The 14,769-nt window shown below is 68.4% G+C and carries 15 protein-coding genes; 8 read left to right on the top strand and 7 right to left on the bottom strand.

Annotated elements, in window-relative coordinates:
* Positions 1 to 69 precede the first annotated feature (69 nt).
* The 3 genes from BJP62_RS12100 to BJP62_RS12090 form a co-directional block, all read right to left on the bottom strand.
* The gene (locus BJP62_RS12100) at positions 70 to 1,020 is read right to left on the bottom strand and encodes an IS481 family transposase (RefSeq protein ID WP_070525350.1); all 951 of its coding nucleotides are present in this window, start codon (positions 1,018 to 1,020) and stop codon (positions 70 to 72) included.
* 95 nt (positions 1,021 to 1,115) lie between these two features.
* Positions 1,116 to 2,168: a hypothetical protein gene (locus BJP62_RS12095; RefSeq protein WP_070529919.1), complete on the bottom strand. Its 1,053-nt coding sequence runs from the start codon at positions 2,166 to 2,168 to the stop codon at positions 1,116 to 1,118.
* Positions 2,165 to 2,878: a pseudouridine synthase gene (locus tag BJP62_RS12090; protein ID WP_070529917.1), complete on the bottom strand. Its 714-nt coding sequence runs from the start codon at positions 2,876 to 2,878 to the stop codon at positions 2,165 to 2,167. Before BJP62_RS12090 ends, BJP62_RS12095 begins: the two co-directional genes overlap by 4 nt.
* 269 nt (positions 2,879 to 3,147) lie before the next feature.
* Here BJP62_RS12090 and BJP62_RS12085 point away from each other — a divergent pair, with 269 nt between their 5' ends.
* The 8 genes from BJP62_RS12085 (at position 3,148) to nudC (ending at position 12,094) form a co-directional block, all read left to right on the top strand.
* Positions 3,148 to 3,669, top strand: a complete 522-nt coding sequence (locus tag BJP62_RS12085) for a MarR family winged helix-turn-helix transcriptional regulator (RefSeq protein ID WP_070529915.1) — start codon at positions 3,148 to 3,150, stop codon at positions 3,667 to 3,669.
* A 63-nt stretch (positions 3,670 to 3,732) separates the two neighbouring features.
* Positions 3,733 to 5,169, top strand: coding sequence for an efflux transporter outer membrane subunit (locus BJP62_RS12080; protein WP_070529913.1), 1,437 nt, complete (start codon positions 3,733 to 3,735; stop codon positions 5,167 to 5,169).
* A 13-nt stretch (positions 5,170 to 5,182) separates the two neighbouring features.
* On the top strand, positions 5,183 to 6,331 hold the full coding sequence (locus BJP62_RS12075) for an HlyD family efflux transporter periplasmic adaptor subunit (protein ID WP_070529911.1): 1,149 nt from the start codon (positions 5,183 to 5,185) through the stop codon (positions 6,329 to 6,331).
* 12 nt (positions 6,332 to 6,343) lie between these two features.
* Complete coding sequence (locus BJP62_RS12070; RefSeq protein WP_070529909.1) at positions 6,344 to 7,894, top strand: DHA2 family efflux MFS transporter permease subunit; 1,551 nt, start codon at positions 6,344 to 6,346, stop codon at positions 7,892 to 7,894.
* Positions 7,895 to 8,036: 142 nt separating this feature from the next.
* Positions 8,037 to 8,762 carry a hypothetical protein gene (locus tag BJP62_RS12065; RefSeq protein ID WP_070529906.1) on the top strand — a complete coding sequence of 242 codons (726 nt, stop codon included), beginning with the start codon at positions 8,037 to 8,039 and terminating at the stop codon, positions 8,760 to 8,762.
* Between the two features lie 173 nt (positions 8,763 to 8,935).
* On the top strand, positions 8,936 to 9,610 hold the full coding sequence (locus BJP62_RS12060) for a diphthine--ammonia ligase (protein WP_070529904.1): 675 nt from the start codon (positions 8,936 to 8,938) through the stop codon (positions 9,608 to 9,610).
* A 32-nt stretch (positions 9,611 to 9,642) separates the two neighbouring features.
* Positions 9,643 to 11,028 (top strand): nicotinate phosphoribosyltransferase, encoded by a 1,386-nt coding sequence (locus BJP62_RS12055; protein ID WP_070529902.1) that lies wholly within the window; start codon positions 9,643 to 9,645, stop codon positions 11,026 to 11,028.
* 232 nt (positions 11,029 to 11,260) lie between these two features.
* Positions 11,261 to 12,094 (top strand): NAD(+) diphosphatase, encoded by an 834-nt coding sequence (gene nudC, locus BJP62_RS12050; RefSeq protein WP_236943605.1) that lies wholly within the window; start codon positions 11,261 to 11,263, stop codon positions 12,092 to 12,094.
* Here the strand turns inward: nudC and BJP62_RS12045 are convergent.
* Genes BJP62_RS12045 through BJP62_RS12030 form a run of 4 tightly spaced genes read right to left on the bottom strand, consistent with a single transcriptional unit; the run spans position 12,091 to position 14,768 of the window.
* A complete protein-coding gene (locus BJP62_RS12045; RefSeq protein ID WP_070529900.1) occupies positions 12,091 to 12,918 on the bottom strand; it encodes a pyridoxal phosphatase in 828 nt (275 codons plus the stop codon). The two genes, nudC and BJP62_RS12045, sit on opposite strands and share 4 nt — an antisense overlap.
* A complete protein-coding gene (locus tag BJP62_RS12040; RefSeq protein WP_070529898.1) occupies positions 12,911 to 13,183 on the bottom strand; it encodes an HPr family phosphocarrier protein in 273 nt (90 codons plus the stop codon). Before BJP62_RS12040 ends, BJP62_RS12045 begins: the two co-directional genes overlap by 8 nt.
* A gap of 36 nt (positions 13,184 to 13,219) precedes the next feature.
* The gene (locus tag BJP62_RS12035) at positions 13,220 to 13,906 is read right to left on the bottom strand and encodes an L-ribulose-5-phosphate 4-epimerase (RefSeq protein ID WP_070529896.1); all 687 of its coding nucleotides are present in this window, start codon (positions 13,904 to 13,906) and stop codon (positions 13,220 to 13,222) included.
* 10 nt (positions 13,907 to 13,916) lie between these two features.
* Positions 13,917 to 14,768, bottom strand: a complete 852-nt coding sequence (locus BJP62_RS12030) for an L-ribulose-5-phosphate 3-epimerase (RefSeq protein WP_070529894.1) — start codon at positions 14,766 to 14,768, stop codon at positions 13,917 to 13,919.
* Position 14,769: the final 1 nt, after the last annotated feature.

Below are 14,769 nucleotides of genomic sequence, written 5' to 3'. Positions count from 1 at the left end.
CCGGTCGCGACAGTACGAGCAAGTACGGCAAGCGAGTCCAACGCGGCCAGCCGCGTTTGGCGAACGGCGCTAGCTGTGAAGAGTCAAGACGTTGTTTTTCGTTGCTGAGAGACGGGACATGGGCACGTGGCAGCCGATGCCGTGATGCGGACGGTGCCAGTTGTAATAATGATTCCAATACCTCAGGACTGCGCCGCGCTCATCCGAGTGTTGATAGGTTTGGCCGTAGGCCCATTCGCGCAGCGCGGACTGGATGAAGCGCTCGGCCTTGCCGTTGGTTTGCGGTCGGTAGGCGCGGGTGAACCTCTGCTTAATGCCCAGTTCAACGCAAACGCGGCCGAAGTCATGGGAGCGGAAGGCGGGCCCGTTATCGGTGATCAGGCGCTGGAGCGGTACGCCCAGCGTTTTGAAGTAGTCGTTGGCCGCACGCAGGAAGTCGATGGCGCTGGCGCGGCGCTCGTCGGGGTAGAGTCGGGTGAAGGCGATGCGACTATGGTCGTCGATCGCCACGAACAGATATTCCCAGCCGCTGTTTCGGCTGTTCTGGCGACGATCGCCGGTGATGCGATGGCCGACCTGCTCGAAGCGGGCGAGCTTCTTGATGTCGACGTGCAGCAGTTCGCCGGGCGTTTCGCGCTCGTAGCGCTGCACAGGCTCTGCGGGCTGCAGGTCGCTTAACCGCGATAGCCCTGCGTGTCGCAGCACGCGACTGACGGTTGCTTTGGACACGCCGATATAGCTTGCGATGCGAGCCTGCAGGAACAGCTTGCGACGCAATTCGATGATCGTCAGGGCAACGCTGGGCGCAATGGCACGTGGCGAGCGCTCGGGACGCGAGGATTTGTCGAGCAAGGCAGCCGCGCCGCCGACCAGATAGCGGCCCAGCCACTTGCGGGTGGTGACCGCGCTTACGCCATGGCGTGCCGCCGCCGCCGCGGTCGACAAACCATGCTCGGTGATGTCCTGAACCATTTCCAGGCGACGCAGATACGTCAGTCGGGCATTCTTATGTGTGTTCATCCGGTGTCTTGTTCTGTGACTGGGGGGTTGGCGATTTCCAGTCTCGCAGAACTTCTCCGGGTGAACACCCGAAACAACCTATTGAACCTTCACAGCTAGCGTGGCAGCGGCTGGATCGCGTCGATGATCCGGCCGCTCTCGACCAGCCCGCGGAATTCGTCCGCCAGCCAGTCGCCGGCCGCCACCGCGGTCTGCCACGCCCTGATCCGTTCGGCATCGCGGCCGTGGAAGTGCCTGAAATCGCGCCGGCTCGGAATCCGCCCGCCGGGCAGCCGGGCAATCCAGTCGGCCGACGGCACGACCAGCAAGGTGCGGGCCAGATGCTGCGGCTTGCGCCACGGCAGGAACTGGTCGAGCCAGCCGGTGACGACGCGCTCGGAAAAATGCGGCAGCAGCATCAGCCCTTGCGGCTCGGCCAGCGGCAGGTCCATGTGGTAGTCGATCAGCCCGCCGTCGTAATACGCACCGGCCGGCAGGCCCGGCAGGTCGTGGACCGGCGAGATCACGCCGGGGATCGCCGCCGTTGCCATCAGCGTGGCGGCAACGTCGTTTGCGGCCAGCGGCGCATGGCCGGTCGGAATGCCGTCGTCGCGGTAATGCACCGGCTCGCCGGCATGCAGCACGTAGCGCTGCAGGTGGCGCCCCAGTGCGGGCCGGCTCAGTGCATTGGCGAGCACCATCCGCGCCAGCGCGGCCTTTTCGCCCCAGCCGGCGTCGCGGCCGTGGACGCGGCGGGCGACGACGATGTTGAGCGCGAACAGCGGGTTCGCGGCGATCTCGGCGGCGCCGCTCGGGCCGAGCAGCACGTCGAGCAAGCGGCGCGCCTCGGCGGTGACCTCGGCGATGTCGGGACGTTCGCTGTAGCGCTGGCCGAGGTAGGCGGTCTCGAAACGGGTCAGCGCCGCCAGCGGGTCGCGCTGCGCCAGGCAGGCAAGCCGCCACGCGCCGATCGACGCGCCGACCGCGGTCAGCCTCGTGGTGCGCCGCGCCTGCCACTCGCCGAACACCGCGCGGTCCAGCCTTGAGAGCACCAGCCATTTCGGCCCGCCGGCGGCGGCGCCGACGTGGCTGAACAGCTCCGGGTCGAAACCGTCGCGGCGGATCCGCGCCAGCGCTTCGGCGCCGGCGTACAGCGTCAGCGCGTTCATCCGTTCAGCTTGGCGAGCATCCCGTCGTCGAGGTAGCACCACTCGCCCTCGGCCAGACCGAGGCTGTCGAGCGTCAGTCCGCCGATCTGCGAGCGCACCAGCGCCTCGCAACGGTTGCCGGCGGCGGCGAGCATACGCTTCACCTGATGGTACTTGCCCTGATCGAGCGTCATCTCGACGTGCAGCGGGTCGATCAGCCTTGCCGCCAGCGCGGCGATCGGCGCCGGCTCGTCGACGAGCTTGACACCCGCGAGCAGCTGCTCGACCAGCGATTCGTCGACCTCGTGCTTGAGCGTCGCGACATAGACCTTGTTCTGGTGGTGCTTCGGATGGCCCTGGGTATGGATGAAAGCGCCGTCGTCGGACAGCAGCAGCATGCCGGTGGTGTCGTGGTCGAGCCGGCCCACCGGCTGCACGTCGCGCCAGAGGAACTGCTCGGGCAGCAGCGTGTGCACGCCCGGGTGGTGGCTGGGCTTGCGCGAGCATTCGATGTTGCCGGGCTTGTTCAGCACGATGTAGACGTGCTCGCGCACCGGCCATTCCTCGCCGAACACCGTCAGCACCATGCCGGCCGGGTCGAGCGGCAGCTTGTAGCCGCTGGCGGGCTCACCGTCGACGAGTACCTCGCCGTCGTTGATCAGTTGCTGGCAGCCCTTGCGGGTGCCGAATCCCTGGCTCTGCAGGATGCGGTCTAGCGTCGTTTTCTTCATGCGGCCAGAGGCTAGCGCATGCGCGCCGGCACGTACAGCACCGGTCGTTGCGGCCCGAACTGTTGCACGATCAACACAACTTGCCGCCACGGCTGGCGGTAAGTTGCGTCATACCGGCATGCTCGACCCCGGCGGACGGCAGGGCTTGCTCGAGGTCAAGCCATTGGCATCCGCATTTCGCTACGCTCTGTGGCATCGTCGCGACACTGCGGTCCCGGTCGCGGCGATTGCGGTTGCAATAAACTATTCAAGTTAGATATAATCAAAAAATGAACAGTCGACTTGCCACCCCACTGTGCTTCGTCCCGGTCGAAGACAAAATCGATCGCGTCTGCGCCCGCGCCACCGCGCCCGACGCCCGGCAGACGCGGCAGAACGTGATCCTGACCCACCTGATCCGCCATATCCAGATGGCGCAGGCAGCGCAATCGAATGCCTTCCTGCGCGAGTACGAACTCAATGCGGTGAGCTTCACCGCGCTGATGATGCTGTTCAGCTCGCCCGAATGCGCGCTGAACCCGTCCGAGCTGGCCGATGCGACCGGTGAATCGCGCGCCAACGTCACGCGGATCTGCGACGAGCTTGTTGCCAAGAAGCTGCTGACCCGTTCGCCGAATGGCGAAGACCGTCGCCGCGTCGACCTGCGGCTGGCACCGGAAGGCGACGAACTCGTGCAGCGTTTCTTGCCGCAGATGCGCGATCGGGTTCATAACGTCTTCAACGTCCTGAGCGACGATGAGCGCGACACGCTGGAAAACCTGCTCAAGCGCATTCTGACCGAACTGGGATGACCCCGGCCGCAAGGCCGGCGCACACCCGCATGGTGTGCGTTTTTTTATCCGGATAATCAAAAAATGAAATATCTACCACTGAAAAGGATTGCGCCACTGCTGCTGGTGCTGCTGGCCGGCTGCGCGCTGATGCCCGAGGACGAAGCGCCGCTGCCGCAGCGCGACATTGCCAGCGCCGAGTTGCCCAAGCACATCGGGCTCGCCCGCGAGGGCTGGCCCGAGGCGCAGTGGTGGCAGCGGTATCAGGACCCGCAGCTCGATGCGCTGATGACCGCCGCGATCAAGGATGCGCCGAGCCTGGCCACCGCCGAGGCACGGCTCAGGACCGCGCGCGCCGCGCTGATGCAGCAGCGCGCCGCCGACGGCATCACCATCGACTTCAATGCCCAGGTCGACCGCCAGTACATCTCGGCGACCGGGCTGTTCCCGCCGCCGATCGGTGGCGAGTGGTACACCGAGGGCAAGGTCGGCTTCAACGGCAACTGGGACTTCGACTTCTGGGGCAAGAACCGCTCGCTGATCGCCGCCTCGCTCGGCGAGGCCAATGCGCGGCTGGCCGAGAGCGCCAGTGCCGAGCAGGCACTCGCCGCCGCGGTCACGCAGAGCTACTTCAACCTGCAGGCCGACTGGGCGCGACAGGCCAACTTCGGGCAGCAACGCCAGATCCAGGCCGAACTGGCCGCGACGCGCAAGAAGCTCGTCGACCGCGGGCTGGCGACGATCGACACGCAGAAGCGCGCCGAAGCCGACGTCGCCGGCACCGAGCAGAAGATCGCCGCGCTCGACAGCGCCGCGGTGCGCGAACGCGAAGCGCTGCGCGCGCTGGTCGGCGGCGATGCGCTCGTCGACGGCCTCAAGCCGCGGCCGCTGCCGCAGGGCGTCGGTGCACTGCCGAAGACGCTGGGCATCGAGCTGCTCGCCCGCCGGCCGGACCTGCAGGCGGCGCGCTGGCGCGTCGAAGCGTCGATGAACCAGATCGACGCCGCCAAGGCCGCGTACTACCCGACGGTGAACCTCAACCTGTTCGCCGGTTTCGACACGATCGACATGTCGTCGCTGTTCGACCGCGGCAGCCGGCAGATCAACCTGATCCCGAACTTCACGCTGCCGATCTTCGAGAACGGCCGGCTCGACGCGCGGCTGCACGGTGCCAACGCCCAGCGCAGCGCTGCGATCGCCGACTACAACCAGGCGGTGCTGAACGCGGTGCGCGATGTCGCCCAAGGCGCGGCGGCGGTCAACGGCATCGAGCGCGAGGGCGATGCGCTCAAGCGCAACCGCGCCGCGACCGACGCCGTCTATGCCAGCACGCAGAAGCGCTTCAGGCAGGGGCTGGCCGACCGCGGCAGCCTGCTCTCGGCCGAGCTGCCGCTGCGCGGTCTCGACGACCAGAAGCTGCAGTTGCAAAGCCAGCGGCTGACCGCCGACGTCGCGCTGATCAAGGCCCTCGGCGGCGGCTACCGCGCCGACCCGGGCAGCGCCCACGCCGAACAACAATAATCCGGAGATATCCATGAGCACCCAAACCCCCAACAAGCGCCGCGGCCTGATGCTGGCCATCGCCGGCGCCTTCATCGTCGCCGGCGTCGCTTACGCCGCCTACTACGGCCTGGTGCTGAGCCAGCGCGAGGAAACCGACAACGCCTATGTCGGCGGCAACCTCGTCACGCTGACGAGCCAGGTCGCCGGCACCGTGGTCGGCATCAACGCCGACGAAACCCAGCTGGTCGAGGCCGGCCGCGAGGTCGTCAGGCTCGACCCGGCCGACGCTGCCGTCGCGCTGCGGCAGGCCGAGGCCAGGCTCGGCGAGACCGTGCGCCAGCTGCGATCGCAGTACGCGAATGCCGACCAGGTCGATTCGACGCTGGCGCAGCGCAGGATCGAGCTGCAAAAAGCCGAAGCCGACCTGGCCCGCCGCGCGCCGCTGGCCGGCGACGCCACCGTGTCGGCCGAGGAGATCGCCCACGCCAAGGACGCGGTCGAGAACGCCCGCGCGGCACTGACCGTCGCGCAGAAGCAGTCCGAGGCCGCGCACGCCGGCATTGACGGCGTGAAGATCGCCGACAACCCGAGCGTGCTCGCCGCCCGCGCCAACTACACGCAGGCGTGGCTGGCGTCGCAACGCAACGCGCTGGTCGCGCCGGTCTCCGGCTACGTCGCCAAGCGCAGCGTCCAGGTCGGCTCGCGCGTCGCGCCGGGCGCGTCGCTGCTGTCGATCGTGCCGCTCGATGCGCTGTGGGTCGATGCCAACTTCAAGGAATCGGAGCTGAAGAACATCCGCATCGGCCAGCCGGTCAAGGTCAGGGCCGACCTGTACGGCGGTGATGTCGAGTATCACGGCAAGGTCGTCGGCCTCGCCGCCGGTACCGGCAGCGCGTTCTCGCTGCTGCCGGCGCAGAACGCCACCGGCAACTGGATCAAGGTCGTCCAGCGCGTGCCGGTGCGGATCGCGCTCGACGCCAAGGAACTCGCCGCGCATCCGCTGCGCGTCGGCCTGTCGACGACGGTCGAGGTCGATACGCGCGACCGCAACGGCCCGGTGCTGGCGACGCAGCCGGCGCAGCAGCCGGTGTACACGACCAAGGCGTTCGAGGAGCCGCTCTTGAACGCCGAGAAGCTCGCCGACGCGATCATCGCCAAGAACCTGGCCGGCGCACGCTGATCGGAGCCATCCATGTCTGAACCGCAACAGGCAGCGCCGCCACCGCCGCTGCACGGCGCCGCGCTGGCGCTGATGACCACGGCGGTTGCACTCGGCACCTTCATGGAGGTGCTCGACACGACCATCGTCAATGTCTCGGTGCCGCACATCGCCGGCAACCTCGCCGCCAGCACCACCCAGGGCACGTGGACGATCAGCGCCTACGGGCTGGCCGCGGCGATTGCCGTGCCGCTGACCGGCTGGGCCGCCAAGCGCGTCGGCGAGGTCAAGCTGTTCGTGATCTCGGTGCTGCTGTTCACGCTGGCGTCGGTGCTGTGCGGTTTCGCCCACAGCCTGCCCGAACTGGTCGCCTTCCGCTTCGTGCAGGGCCTCGTGTCCGGGCCGATGGTGCCGCTGTCGCAGACGCTGCTGCTCGCCGCGTATCCGCCCGCCAAGAAGGGACTCGCGCTGGCGCTGTGGTCGATGACCGTCGTCGTCGCACCGATCTGCGGCCCGCTGCTCGGCGGCTGGATCACCGACAACTACAGCTGGCCGTGGATCTTCTACATCAACGTGCCGGTCGGCCTGTTCACCGCCGCGGTATCGTGGCGTCTGCTCAAGAGCCGCGAGACCAAGACGGTGAAGCTGCCGATCGACGTCGTCGGCATGGTGCTGCTGGTGCTCGGCGTCGGCAGCCTGCAGATCATGCTCGACAACGGCAACGACCTCGACTGGTTCAACTCGGGCTTCATCGTCGCCATGGCCGTCACCGCCGTCGTCGCGCTGACCTTCCTGATCGCGTGGGAGCTGACCGACGAGCACCCGATCGTCGACCTGTCGTTGTTCAAGAGCCGCAATTTCCGCTGGGGCGTGGTGTCGCTGTCGCTGGGGATGTTCTGCTTCTTCGGCAGCACGGTGATCTTCCCGCTGTGGCTGCAGACGGTGAAGGGCTATACGGCGACGTGGGCCGGCGTCGCCACCGCGCCGGTGGGGGTGCTGGCGTTCTTCCTCTCGCCGCTGATCGGCAAGAACATCCACCGGATCAACCTGCGGATGCTGACGTCGTTCGCCTTCATGATGTTCGGCATCACGATGTTCTGGTACGCGAGCTTCACGCTCGACACCGACCTGCAGCACCTGGTGATCGCGCGGCTGGTCCAGGGCATCGGCATCGCCTGCTTCTTCATCCCGCTGAACCAGATCATCCTGTCGGGCATCGGCCCGGAGCGGATGGCCGCGGCGGCCGGGCTGTCGAACTTCTTCCGCACGCTGTCGGGCAGTTTCGCCACCGCCATCGTCACCTACATCTGGACCCGCCGGGAAATCTTCCACCACGCGCGGATGACCGAAAACGTGACCGGCGCCAGCCCGGCAACGACGGGCTACCTCGGCCAGCTCGACCAGCTCGGCATCCACGGCGCCGCCGCATACGCGCAGATCGACCAGACGATCACCCAGCAGGCGTTCCAGACCGCGACCAGCGAAGTGTTCTGGATGATGGGGGTGATCTTCATCTCAATGATCGCCGTCGTCTGGCTGACGCGGCCACCGTTCGGCGCCGCCGGGGCCGGCGGCGGGCATTGAGCGAGGGGCCGGCGCCAGCGCCGGCTTTTTTCATCGGCGCAATGATGCGGCTCACTTTGCGGCGGTAAATCGTTCGCTCAGCACAATCGCGGCGGCTCGCTAGAATGTAAGAAATTCACCCGCCGCTTTCAGGAGAACGCCGATGCAACGCTGGCTGACCGCGCTGATGCTGCTGCTCGCCACCATCGGCGCGCAGGCCGCCGTCGAGCAGATCGAGTGGGAGACGACGCGCTTCGGCACCCTGCGCATCGTCCGCGACCATCCGGCCCGGCCGTTCGGCACGCTGCGCCATCAGGGCAGGACGCTGTTCACGGCCCCCGACCAGTACCTGAGTTTCGACAGCGTTGCCGAGCTGCCGGGGCGCGATGCGGCGCTGGTCTATGTCAGCGACGGCGGGTCGGGCAGCGTCGGCCGCTATGTGCTGGTCCTGCTCGACGGCAGGAAGCCGAAGGTGCTGCAGGATCCGCGCTTCGTCAGCCAGAGCGCGCCGCCGCGACTGACCGTCGACGGCGGCACGCTGCATATCGACCTCGGCCTCAGCCAGGGGTTGCAGCGCACCGCGACGCTGAAGGGCGACACGCTGTCGTTCGACTACGCCACGGCCAGGCAGGCGCGCGTCGACGTTGCCGACTGCGACTGGCTGCACCAGGAGGCCGGCACGGTCTGCGCGCCGCAAACCGGCCGCGACTGCAGCAAGGCCGCCGGCAACCGGCCGATGTACATCGAGCGCGCCCTGAACCGGATGGGCAACTATCCGGGCTTCGACCGGCGCGCGCTCGACGCCCATTGCGTCAGCCGCTGCAACGGCGCCGAATGGCCGTCGCTGAGCGAGTTCCATCGCCAGGTCTGCGGCCTGCCGGCGCTGTAAGCGCGACTACCGCTGCCGGCGGCCGTGCTGCCGTACTACTCGTACTGTCTGCGTTTCGCGCGCCTTGCCAGCGCCGTTGCAGCGGGTTTTGCTGGCCACTGCAAACACGGCCGGCGATGCCTGCGGCCCGCAAACCGGTATAAGTCGTCCGGCACCGGGCGTATCATCGCCGGATGACTCCGTCCCACTCCCCCACCCTTCCCCCCATTGTCGGTTCGTGGAGCGGCGGCAAGGACAGCTGCCTTGCCTTCCACCGTGCCGTCGCCGCCGGCCACCGGCCGGCCGCACTGATCACCATGCTCGACGAGAGCGGCGAACGTTCGCGCTCGCACGGCATTCCGCCGGTGCTGCTGCGGCAGCAGGCTGCCGCGCTCGGCGTGCCGCTGATCACCGGCGACGCCAGCTGGTCCGACTACGAGGCCGAATTCATCCTGCGGCTGGCGCGCGCCCGCGACGAGTTCGGCGCCGAGGCCGCCGTGTTCGGCGACATCGACCTGCAGGCGCACCGCGACTGGGAGGAAATGGTCTGCGAGCGCACCGGCCTGACCGCGCTGCTGCCGCTGTGGCAGCAGGACCGCCGGGCGCTGGTCGGCGAGATGATCGCGTCGGGCATCCGCACGATGATCGTCTCGTGCAACGAGGCGCTGGGGCCGGACTTCCTCGGCCGCATCATTGACGCGCAGACGGTCGCCGACCTCGACCGGGCCGGCGTCGACGTCTGCGGCGAGAACGGCGAATACCATACGCTGGTGCTCGACGCGCCGCGCTTTGCCGCGCCGTTGCAGGTGAAAACCGGCGAGAAGCAGCGGCACGGCCACTACTGGTTCATCGCGCTCTCGCCGGCCTGAGCCCCGCGCCGTCAACCTCAACCGGAGCCGCCATGTCCGACCGCCTGACCGCCAACCTGCTGCTCAACACCGATTCGTACAAGGCCAGCCACTTCCTGCAGTACCCGCCCGGCGCCAACGGCCTGTTCGGTTACATCGAATCGCGCGGCGGCGCGTATCCCGAGACGGTCTGGTTCGGCCTGCAGGCGATCCTGCGCGAATACCTCGCCGCGCCGGTCACCCACGGCATGGTCGACGAGGCCACCGCGCTGTTTGCCGCGCACGGCGAGCCGTTCGCCGAGGCGGCGTTCCGGCGCATCGTCGACGTCCACGGCGGCTGCCTGCCGCTCGAGATCAAGGCCGCGCCCGAAGGGCTGGTGATCCCGACACACAATGTGCTGGCAACGGTCGAATCGACCGACCCCGCGCTGTTCTGGCTCGGCTCCTACCTCGAGTCGCTATGGCTGCGCGTCTGGTATCCGGCAACGGTGGCGACGCGCAGCCGGGCGATCAAGGCAACGATCCGCGCGGCGCTGATCCGCAGCGCCGACGACGTCGACGGCCAATTGCCGTTCAAGCTGCACGACTTCGGCGCGCGCGGCGCATCGAGCAGCGAGACCGCCGCGCTCGGCGGCATGGCGCACCTGGTCAACTTCCAGGGCACCGACACCGTGCTGGCGCTGCTCGCCGCGCGGCGCTACTACGACGAGGCCATGGCCGGATTCTCGATCCCGGCGGCCGAGCACAGCACCATCACCGCCTGGGGCCGCAACGGCGAGCTGGCCGCCTACCGCAACATGCTCGCGCGTTTCGGCACGCCCGGCGCGGTATTCGCCTGCGTGTCGGACAGCTACGACATCTTCCACGCCGTCGACGCGATGTGGGGCGAGACGCTGCGCGACGCGGTGATCCGCAGCGGCGCAACGCTGGTGATCCGCCCCGATTCGGGCGATCCGGCGTCGGTGGTGCTCAAGTGCGCCGAACTGCTCGCGGCGCGCTTCGGCACGACGACCAACCGCAAGGGCTACAAGGTGCTCAGGCACGTGCGGCTGATCCAGGGCGACGGCGTCAACGAGGCGTCGATCCGCCACGTGCTCGATACCTTGCTGACCGCGGGCTTCTCGGCCGACAACCTCGCCTTCGGCATGGGCGGCGCACTGTTGCAGGACATGAACCGCGACACCCTGCGCTGGGCGCTGAAAACCTCGGCGATCCGCATCGACGGCGAATGGCGCGACGTCTACAAGGCGCCGGTGACCGACCCGGGCAAGACGTCCAAGCCCGGCCGGCTGATGCTCTACCGCGACGCGCACGGCCACTACGTGACCGGCCCGGCCGACGCGGCACTCGGCGAACCGGTGCTGCGCACCGTCTACCGCAACGGCGAGATGAACAACGAGGACGACTTCGCCACCGTGCGTGCACGCGCCGCGCTCTGAGTGCCGTTCACACACGCGGCGAACGCCCCGAGGGCACTTTCCGCCGGGCACAAAGCCGGTGCAACGGTGCCGGCAGGCGCGCGGATGCGCCCCGCTGGGGCCGGTCGCAACGGGCGCGACGGCCGGCGCGCCCAGCCGGCGGGGGTTTGCCGGCCGCGCCGGGTACGCCCCGGCAGCGGTCGCCCGACGCCGGGCGTATGATTTCCCTCTTTGCCCCCGCCCCGACAACACGATGAACATGCTGCCGCCCGACTTCACCCCGTGCTTCTCGACCGCACTGCCGGCGGCCGAGCCGCTGTGTCTGGCCATCGTCGGCGACCGGCATCTGGTGACGGCGGACGCGACGCTGCCGGCACTGGCCGCGCTGGCATCGCTCGGCACACCCGAAGTCGACGTGCTGATCGGCCATCTCGGCGCCACGCCGTGCCGGCTGATCGCCTGGCCCGATGGCGGGGCCGCCGCGGACGGGCCGGTGGCCGGGGGCCTGGTACTCGAAGGGCTGAGGGCGCTGTACGGCCGGCTCGGCGACGACGCGTTCTGGATCTCGGCGCGCGCGCGGCAGTTGCTGTCGTGGCTGCGCGACCACCGCCATTGCGGCCGCTGCGGCACCGCGACCAAGGTCGCCGAACACGAGGCCGCGGCGATCTGCCCGGCCTGCGCGCACCGGATGTACCCGCGCGTGTCACCGGCGATGATGGTGCTGATCCGCCGCGGCCGCGAGCTGTTGCTGGCGCGCTCGCCGCACTTCAAGCCCGGCGTCTACAGCGCGCTCGCCGGCTTCGTCGAACCGGGCGAAACGCTCGAAGCGTGCGTGCACCGCGAGACGATGGAAGAGGTCGGCGTCACCATCAACGGGCTGCGCTGGTTCGCCAGCCAGAGCTGGCCCTTCCCGCACTCGCTGATGCTGGCCTTCCACGCCGACTACGTCGGCGGCGACATCGTCCCGCAGGAAGGCGAGATCGAGGATGCGCGCTGGTTCGACATCGACGCGCTGCCCGAACTGCCGGCGCAGGCCAGCATCGCCCGCCGGCTGATCGACGACGCGATCGCCGAAGTGCGCGGCTAGCCGGGCAGCAGCCGGCCGAGCATCGACGCGATGCCGCTGTCGTCGTTGCTGCCGGTGACGAGGTCGGCCGCTGCCTTGACCTCGTCCTCGGCATTGCCCATCGCCACGCCGGTGCCGGCCCAGCGCAGCATGCTGATGTCGTTCATGTGGTCGCCGAAGGCCAGCACGTTCTCCGGTGCCCAGCCGCGCATCGCCGCGTATTCGGCCAGCCGCGCGCCCTTGCTGTTGCCGGCGGCGGCAATGTCGACGCGGTTGCGCCACGACCACTCGCACGACAGCGCCAGCCCTGCAGGCAGCCGCGCGATGCTGTCGGCGATCCACGCCGGTTCCGGGTGCGAGACGACGAGCTTCCAGATCCGCTTTGCGCCGGCGATCTCGTTCCCGAAATCGCCACGGGCAAGGCGGATCGTCGGCCGGACCGCATCGGGCAGATCGTTCGCCCACTCGCGCAGCCGGTCGAGGTGGGCGTCGTAGCTTTTGGCGACCATCGCGTCGTCGACATAAACGAGCGCGTGCAGCCCCTCGTCGCGCGCCCAGCGTACCAGCGCGCCGGCGGTCTCTGCCGACAGCGGCCGGCTGACGATCGCGTCGCGTCCGGCATAGTCGTACAGGTAGGTGCCGTTGCAGCAGATCGCCGGCGTGTCGAGCCCGAGCGCGTGGTGGTACGGATAGGCCATCACGTGATGGCGCCCGGTCACCAGCATCACGTCGATCCCGCGCGCGCGTACGCCGGCAATCGCCGCACGCGCGTCGTCGGGAATCGTCTGCCGGCTCGTCAGCAGCGTGCCGTCGAGGTCAAAGGCGACGAGTCTGATGTCAGCCATGGAAGCTCGCGTTGATCTCGTCGAGCAGCACCTTCACCGCGGCCAGCGCGGCGGCCTCGTCGGCGCCGTCGGCCTCGACGGTGATCATGTCGCCCTGGTTGACGCCAAGCCCCATCAGCTTGACGAGGTTCTTGCCGTCGGCGCGCTTGTCGCCCTTGCTGACGACGACGGTCGAGCCGAACTGCTTGGTGACCTGGACGAGGCGCGCCGCCGGACGGGTGTGCATGCCGGCTTCGTCGAGGAAAGCGATATCGAAGGATTGCATGGTTTTCTCCTTTGTAGATGCGGCCGGTGGCCGTGATCAGCTCTGGCCGTAGTAGGCCTTGGGGCCGTGCTTGCGGCTGAAGTGCTTTTCCAGCAAGGCCGCGTCCATATGGTGCTGGTGGGCGTTGATCGTCAGCGACAGGTGCGCCATCCGTGCGACCTCCTCGAGCACCACGGCGTTGTGCACCGCGTCCATCGCATCCTTGCCCCAGGCAAACGGCCCGTGCTGGAACACGATGATGCCGGGCCGGTGCAGCGGCGGCTCGGCGCCGAGCGTCTCGACGATGACCTTGCCGGTATTCAGCTCGTAGTCGCCGGCGATCTCTGCGTCGTTCAGCGCCCGCGTGCACTGGATGTCGCCGTGGAAGTAATCGGCGTGCGTCGTCCCGAGTGCCGGGATGGCGCAACCCGATTGCGCCCACGAGGTGGCGAAGGTCGAGTGCGTATGCACGACGCCGCCGACGTCCGGGTACGCGCGGTACAGCGCCAGGTGCGTCGCGGTGTCCGACGACGGCTTGTAATGGCCGTCGACGACCTTGCCGTCGAAATCGACGACGACCATGTCCTCGACCTTCATGGTTTCATACGGCACGCCGCTGGGCTTGATCACGATCAAGCCGCGTTCACGGTCGATGCCGCTGACATTGCCCCAGGTGAAGGTGACGAGGCCGTGGCGCGGCAGCGCCATGTTCGCCTCGAATACCTGCCGTTTCAGTGCGTCCATGTCCATCTCCTCAGGCATCGACCGGCAGGCCGGCCTCGCGCATCTTGCCGAGCACCCAGTCGCGTGCGGCACGGCATTCGGCGAGCGGGTCGGCGGCGTGCTCGCCGCTCCACATCTCGATCAGGTAGGCGCCGCGGTAGCCGGTGCGCCACAGCGTCCCGAAGCAGGCGACGAAGTCGGTCACGCCGTCGCCGAACGGCACGTTCTTGAACCTGCCCGGCAGCGTGTCCTTGACGTGGACCGCGGCGATGCGGCCGTGGCCGGCGCGCAGCTCGAGCTCGACGTCGTTGTCCCACGCCGACAGGTTGCCGAGGTCCGGATAGAGCTGGAACCACGGGCTGTCGAGTGCCTCGGCGTAGCCGAGCGCCTTGCTGATCGAGTTCATCAGCGGCGTGTCCATGATCTCCATCGCCAGCATCACCTGCGCCTCGGCGGCCCAGGCGACGGCCTGCTCGAGCCCCTCGCGAAAGCGCGCGCGGGTGCGGGCGTTGCCTTCGTGGTAGTACTCGTCGTAGCCGGCGAGCTGGATCGTCCGGATGCCGGTATCGGCGGCGAAGTCGACCGCCTTCTTCATCAGCCCGAGCGCCGTGGCGCGGACCGCGTCGTCCTCGCTGCCGAGCGGGAAGCGGCGATGGCCGGAAAAGCACATCGACGGCACCCTGATCCCGGATTCGAGCACCGCGTTGGCGAAGTCGCGGCGCTCGGCCACGTTCCAGTCCAGCCGCGCCAGGCGTTCGTCCTTCTCGTCGATCGAGATCTCGACGAAGTCAAAGCCGAGCGCCCTCGCCTGCGCCAGCCGCTCGGGCCAGCCGCAGCCGAGCGGCAGCGCCTTTTCATAGATACCGAGTCGGATGCCGGCCATG

Source organism: Jeongeupia sp. USM3 (assembly GCF_001808185.1).
GTDB lineage: Bacteria > Pseudomonadota > Gammaproteobacteria > Burkholderiales > Chitinibacteraceae > Jeongeupia.
The sequence above is the reverse complement of the archived record's forward strand: the minus strand, read 5'-3'. Positions and strand labels throughout refer to the sequence as shown.